5 protein-coding genes and 2 rRNA genes (1 of these 7 only partly in view) are annotated in these 6,530 nt (G+C 53.3%); all 7 read right to left on the reverse strand.

The features are described from left to right. Positions 1-3: 3 nt before the first annotated feature. Positions 4-903: an EI24 domain-containing protein gene (locus BDD18_RS04230; protein ID WP_142081572.1), complete on the reverse strand. Its 900-nt coding sequence runs from the start codon at positions 901-903 to the stop codon at positions 4-6. Between the two features lie 41 nt (positions 904-944). After that, positions 945-1,958: a sterol desaturase family protein gene (locus tag BDD18_RS04235; RefSeq protein ID WP_142081574.1), complete on the reverse strand. Its 1,014-nt coding sequence runs from the start codon at positions 1,956-1,958 to the stop codon at positions 945-947. 39 nt (positions 1,959-1,997) lie between these two features. Beyond that, a complete protein-coding gene (locus BDD18_RS04240; protein WP_066695607.1) occupies positions 1,998-2,795 on the reverse strand; it encodes a polysaccharide deacetylase family protein in 798 nt (265 codons plus the stop codon). Between the two features lie 12 nt (positions 2,796-2,807). Continuing rightward, positions 2,808-3,794, reverse strand: coding sequence for a YncE family protein (locus BDD18_RS04245; RefSeq protein WP_142081575.1), 987 nt, complete (start codon positions 3,792-3,794; stop codon positions 2,808-2,810). A 53-nt stretch (positions 3,795-3,847) separates the two neighbouring features. Continuing rightward, a complete protein-coding gene (locus tag BDD18_RS04250) occupies positions 3,848-4,591 on the reverse strand; it encodes a 16S rRNA pseudouridine(516) synthase (RefSeq protein ID WP_142081576.1) in 744 nt (247 codons plus the stop codon). A 106-nt stretch (positions 4,592-4,697) separates the two neighbouring features. Then, positions 4,698-4,810: ribosomal RNA gene (gene rrf / locus BDD18_RS04255) — 5S ribosomal RNA — on the reverse strand. Between the two features lie 141 nt (positions 4,811-4,951). Further along, positions 4,952-6,530, reverse strand: a 23S ribosomal RNA gene (locus BDD18_RS04260) (it continues 1,300 nt past the right edge of the window).

The raw sequence follows: 6,530 nt of genomic DNA on the forward strand, positions 1-6,530 counted from the left end.
ATTTCAATCGAGTTGATGGGGGCTTGGTGGAGGCTGCGCCTGCCCTGGCGCGCCCGGTACAGCAGCACCGTTTGAGGCGCGCACAGGAGCGGCGGTGCCCACCGCAGAATTGGCGGCACGTAATTGCGCCAACGCCTGCAAGCAGAAGTGGGCAAACCACAGCGATGAAAACGCAAAAACCAGCGTGTAAATCCAAATGGCCAACGGCAAGAGAACCACAAACGCTGCGGCAAACACGACACCCGAGGCCCACACAATACTGGGAGCAGCCCCAAGGTAGCCCGTCAGGACCCCCATGCCCAGCAGGGTGACCCGATGGCGTCGCAGCACCTCTCTGCGCTCGTCCTTGCTGGCATGCTCAGTCAGCGCGTCAAAAGCCATCACCCGGTAAGTTAGCCATCCCCATATCAAAGGCGGTAATACCAGTACCAGGGGGGGAACCAGCCACAAAGGCACAGAAAACAACAATGCCAGGAGTGCCATCACCGTGGAAGCCAGCGACCACGAAATGCTGGCCAGCAAAGCACCGCCCTGCTTTCGCTCTAGAGACGGAAACCTCCGAACGGCCACCATATTCACCAGGGCGGGCGTCATCAGAAAGGCGACGGCCAAGAGGGAAACGACTACCAACACCGGAGAAGCGAGCAAGACCACCATCAACGGAGCGAGCCAATCCATCACATTGGCAAGGCCCCAAGACGCCAGCCACGACAGCATGCTTGCCAGCAGGGTGGAATCGTCCAGCCATGAAGCCATTCCCTGGACAGCGGCATCCCAATAAAAATGTTGCAACACCAGCGCCAGCAACGCCATCAACAGCAGCGGCACTACAGACAGCAGCATGACGCGCGGCCGCAAACAATATGCGGCGGCTCGCCAAAAAGAATCAAAGAGCAAACCCATGGCGCAAGCATAACGCGCAGATCTGGCGTGCACCTATCCACCTATGCCCGTCCCAACAATCGACAGATGCCGAGCCATTGTTGAGACCAAAAGCCTTTTCCGTAGTCACGTACGCGGCCATGTGCATCGGGCTCGACCTGGTCTCGAATACCGGTAGGGTCATATCTCAACTCAAAATTGGCCGTCCCCATCAGCATGTCCCACCAGGGAAGCAGCACACCAAAGTTGTGCCCGCCCAAGACAACCTTTCTGGCATCAGCGGGGTGGCCGAGCTTGCCACCATTGGGGGTCTGAACGGTTTCATGCCCTATGCCGATACTGTGGTGCCTGCGGTGAAATCGAGGGCTGATCCAAAGCCGCTCGCCGATGGAGCCAAACCACAGGCGAAGATTGGCATGCTGAAAACTCTCACTCAATTGGGTGATAGCCACAATGGCGATGAACTGGGTCGGAGCGACTCCAATGCACTGGGCTACTACGACCAAGATGATGTCGCGTAGGACGTCATCAAGCAAATGGTTGCGGTTGTCCGTCCACATCGTCATTTGCTGCTGAGAGTGGTGTAGCGCATGCAGCTTCCACCACCACTCAAAATGGTGCTGGCCTCTGTGAATCCAATAATCCACAAAATCAAAGACAACCAGGTAGATCAGCAGGCTAACCCAAGGAATATCCGTGACTCCGGGAAGCAAACCATCTAGCTGCAATGGACTGAAGCCGATGAGGCGAAGCGCACCAAACATCGAGTCCATGAGAGGTATCAGCAGAAAAAAGACTGCGACACGGAACACCCCCAAACGGTGAATGAGCGTGTAGAGCACATCCACCCGGACTGCAGCTTTATTCACTACGGGCTCCACTGGTTTCCACTTTTGCAGAGGCCCAATAACCAGACAGATCACCGCGATCTGAAGCGTACCCACCAGCAACCACCCAGCCGCCGCATAGCCGGACTCCAGAATTCCGCCCCAACCCAACATAAACAGTAGCGGCTGAATCGTATTTTCAAACACCCACTGCTGGGCGGCGTCAAAAACGCCGGCAACCCAATCCATACGACAGCATCCTTCTTTTGAAGTGGAAATTCCGCGGACTCAAAAAGCCTGCTCTATACCCAATTGAGGATGATCCTTGAGAGTCTTGAAGCAGAAGCCCTTTTGCTTGAGCCCAACGATAAGAGGCTCCAGTACTGCTGGAGCCCAAGGGTCTCGCCTGGACCATATACCCAAATGCGCCATCAAGATATCTCCAGACCGAATGCCACGCAGCGCCTTGTCGAGCAACATGGCATTACTGAACTTCTCGCTTGGTAGCTCATCGCCCAAAAAACCGGCTGCGGCCCATCCCACATGCCGGTACCCACATGACTTGGCCGCGAGTTCGAGAGATGGAGATAACCTGCCACCCGGTGCTCGAAACAATGGCAGAGGTGACTTGCCGGTGAGCATATGAAGCCTACGAGAAGATTGTGAAAGCTCTTCGCAATAGCCGTTACGGTCAAGAATGTAGGTCTCTCCCTGCCGTGAGCCCGCCGAAGGTTTCACCCGAAATGCATCCTTACCGGCATCCGCAACCCAGTAAACATGGTTAAAAGTGTGAGGAGCAAATTCATGCCCTTCTTTCGCCCGCTCACGCCACCAGCCCCCCCAATGCTCACCGAGGCTACCGTCACCCTCTTTCGTCTTTTCATTGGCGGCAAAAAAGGTAACCACCACTTTCTGCCTCGCCAAGATATCTGCGATCACCGGTGCAACGGCCATGTGCCCGGTATCGAAGGTCAAATAAACGGGCTTCTTGCAGTCTTGCGCAGGCGTGGCTGATGCTTGCGAGTGATACAACCCGGCAAGTGCGAAGCCTCCAGCTACGCAGAGCAGAAAGCGCATGGAGAGCATTTGGCCAGATTATTAACGTGGCGCGTGCTGCAAAGTCCAGACACCGTGAGGTGACTTACCTACCGGTACCTGCTTGATCACTTTTTTCTCCACAGTATCCACCACAGACATCTTTTTGGCCCAACGTGAACTGACAAAGATAAAGCGACCGTCTGCAGAGACGTCCATACAGTCAGGCCCTCCTGGAACAGGATAAGTGTCCACGACCTCTTGTCGCTGCATGTCCAGTTTGCTGATCGTATTGGCCACTCTGTTACTCACGTAGAGATGGCGCTTATCGCCCGCGGCGCGAAAAGCGTGTGCACCACTGCCTGTTTTTATTCTTTTGATGCTTGAAGGTTGAGCTCCGCTCACATCAAAAACCTCCACGCTGTCACTACCGGTCAACCCCACAAAAAGCCGTTTGTCATCAGGGCTGCCGTAAATATCGGCAGGCATGGCGCCTGTTTTCGTACGCCAGCGGATCGACTGCGTCGCAATGTCCATCGCAACCAGCTCATCACTGTCCTGCATCGACACATAAGCAGTGGTGCTTTTGCTATCAATCCAGATATGGCTCGGCGTGCGAGACGTGGCAACCCGTTTCGCCAAGGTCAGCTCTTTACCATCCCATTTATAAAAATCCACATGGTTCAGCCGATTGGCTGCAGTGACCAGCCACTTCATGTCAGGGGTAAATCGAAGATGGTAGGGATCGACGATGTCACGAACAGTTCGCTGGACCTCAGCGGTCCGCGGATCAATGAACGTCAATGTATCGCTGAGCGCATTGGCAATAATGATCGAACGCTCGTCCGGCGTGAGATACAGATGATGCGGCTCCTTACCGGTCGGTATTCTGCGAATCTCCTCCCATGTCACAGGATTGATCACACTGACGTTGGCATCCAACGAGTTCAGAACAAACAATGGCGTCGTCTGTGACGCGAATGCCGAACTAGAAAGCGCAACAAAAGCCCAAAAGAAGAAGAGAAATCGGGATGAGAGAAAGGAACCCACAAACGACCTTTTGATGAATGAAATCGTCGCCCTAATACCAACCAAGGCGTCTCTCAGCCTTGAAAGCCCAAATCGCGCAAATGCTCTTTCCCCAGCCACATCCACTCACCAGGTTTTAAGGACTCGGGTAATTCCAATGCGCCAATTTGTGAGCGGTGGAGCTGCTCCACCCTGTTACCCACGGCAGCCAGCATGCGTTTGACTTGGTGGTATTTGCCTTCGAGCAAGGTCAACTTGAGCTGATGAGAGCCAATCAATTCAGCCCCCGCCGCCTTCACAGCTGTTGGGTCATCATCCAGGACGACACCTTCCAACAATTTTGAAATTTGACGAGCATCCACGGGGTGTTTCGTAGTCACCTCATACACCTTCGGCACATGCTTCTTGGGAGAGGTCATCCTATGGATAAATTGACCATCATCGCTCAGCAACAACAGACCTGTGGTGTCTTGATCAAGCCGACCAACCGCCTGCACTCCTTGGATGGCATTCTTTGTAGGACGCTGACGCAATGGCGCAGGCAGCAGGGTATAGACACTTGGATAAGCCGATGGCTTCTGTGAACACTCCGTTCCAGCCGGCTTGTACAACAAGATATAAGCTTTTTCGCACCAAGGCCACTCCTGCCCTTGCACTAGCAGCCGAAGACCTTCAGGCTCGTACTCCGCACTTGAATCAGTGCACTTATCAAAAGGCTGTCCGTCAAGACTAACCTCTACCCAGCCTTGCTGAACCAACCCTGCACACACCCTTCGGGTTCCGAACCCTTGCGAAAACAGGATGTCTTGTAGCTGCATATCCGATGGCTTATGGGTATAAGCGTTACGTGAATGTGAATATCAAAGGCCCATAAGACAAACCCCCCCACTCCATAGGGAGAGGGGGGGTATGCGGGCTGTAAGAGCCTGACGATGACCTACTTTCACACGGGAACCCGCACTATCATCGGCGCAAAGTCGTTTCACTGTCCTGTTCGGGATGGGAAGGAGTGGTACCAACTTGCTATGGTCATCAGGCATAACTTGGTGCTGGGCTGTTTTTGTGAACAGCCTGGCGAATTCATAGAGTTTGGAATCAGATTTTGTATTTGACTGCGTCTAACTTGGCATAACAATCTTTGAGCTTTTGCACTGAAGTGCATTGGCTATCAAAGTTATAGGGTCAAGCCGCACGAGCAATTAGTACTGGTTAGCTTAACGCATTACTGCGCTTCCACACCCAGCCTATCAACGTCCTGGTCTTGAACGACTCTTTAGGGGGCTCAAGGCCCCGGCAGATCTCATCTTGAAACGAGTTTCCCGCTTAGATGCTTTCAGCGGTTATCTCTTCCACACTTAGCTACTCGGCAATGCCACTGGCGTGACAACCGATACACCAGAGGTGTGTCCACTCCGGTCCTCTCGTACTAGGAGCAGGCTTCCTCAAATCTGCAGCGCCCACGGAAGATAGGGACCAAACTGTCTCACGACGTTTTAAACCCAGCTCACGTACCTCTTTAAATGGCGAACAGCCATACCCTTGGGACCGGCTACAGCCCCAGGATGAGATGAGCCGACATCGAGGTGCCAAACACCGCCGTCGATATGAACTCTTGGGCGGTATCAGCCTGTTATCCCCAGAGTACCTTTTATCCGTTGAGCGATGGCCCTTCCATACAGAACCACCGGATCACTATGTCCTGCTTTCGCATCTGCTCGACTTGTCAGTCTCGCAGTTAAGCACGCTTATGCCATTGCACTATCGTCACGATGTCCGACCGTAACTAGCGTACCTTCGAACTCCTCCGTTACGCTTTGGGAGGAGACCGCCCCAGTCAAACTGCCTACCATGCACTGTCCCCGATCCAGATAATGGACCTAGGTTAGAACCTCAAACACACCAGGGTGGTATTTCAACGTTGGCTCCATGAGAACTAGCGTCCTCACTTCAAAGCCTCCCACCTATCCTACACAGATCTGTTCAAAGTCCAATACAAAGCTACAGTAAAGGTTCATGGGGTCTTTCCGTCTTTCCGCGGGGAGATTGCATCATCACAAACATTTCAACTTCGCTGAGTCTCAGGAGGAGACAGTGTGGCCATCGTTACGCCATTCGTGCAGGTCGGAACTTACCCGACAAGGAATTTCGCTACCTTAGGACCGTTATAGTTACGGCCGCCGTTTACTGGGACTTCAATCAAGAGCTTGCACCCCATCATTTAATCTTCCAGCACCGGGCAGGCGTCACACCCTATACGTCCACTTTCGTGTTTGCAGAGTGCTGTGTTTTTATTAAACAGTCGCAGCCACCGATTTTTTGCAACCCCTTTGGGCTCCCTCTGTACGAGTTCACCTACTTGGGGCATACCTTCTCCCGAAGTTACGGTATCAATTTGCCGAGTTCCTTCTCCTGAGTTCTCTCAAGCGCCTTAGAATACTCATCTCGCGCACCAGTGTCGGTTTGCGGTACGGTCGTCAATAGCTGAAGCTTAGTGGCTTTTCCTGGAAGCAGGGTATCACTCACTTCGTCTGCAAGCAGACTCGTTATCACCCCTCATCTAAGCCCGGCGGATTTGCCTACCAGGCACGACTACAGGCTTGAACCAACATATCCAACAGTTGGCTGAGCTAACCTTCTCCGTCCCCACATCGCACTATTGATCGGTACAGGAATATTGACCTGTTTCCCATCAGCTACGCATCTCTGCCTCGCCTTAGGGGCCGACTCACTCTACGCCGATGAACGTTGCGTAGAAAA

The sequence above is a fragment of the Acidovorax temperans genome (genome assembly GCF_006716905.1).
GTDB lineage: Bacteria > Pseudomonadota > Gammaproteobacteria > Burkholderiales > Burkholderiaceae_C > Acidovorax > Acidovorax temperans.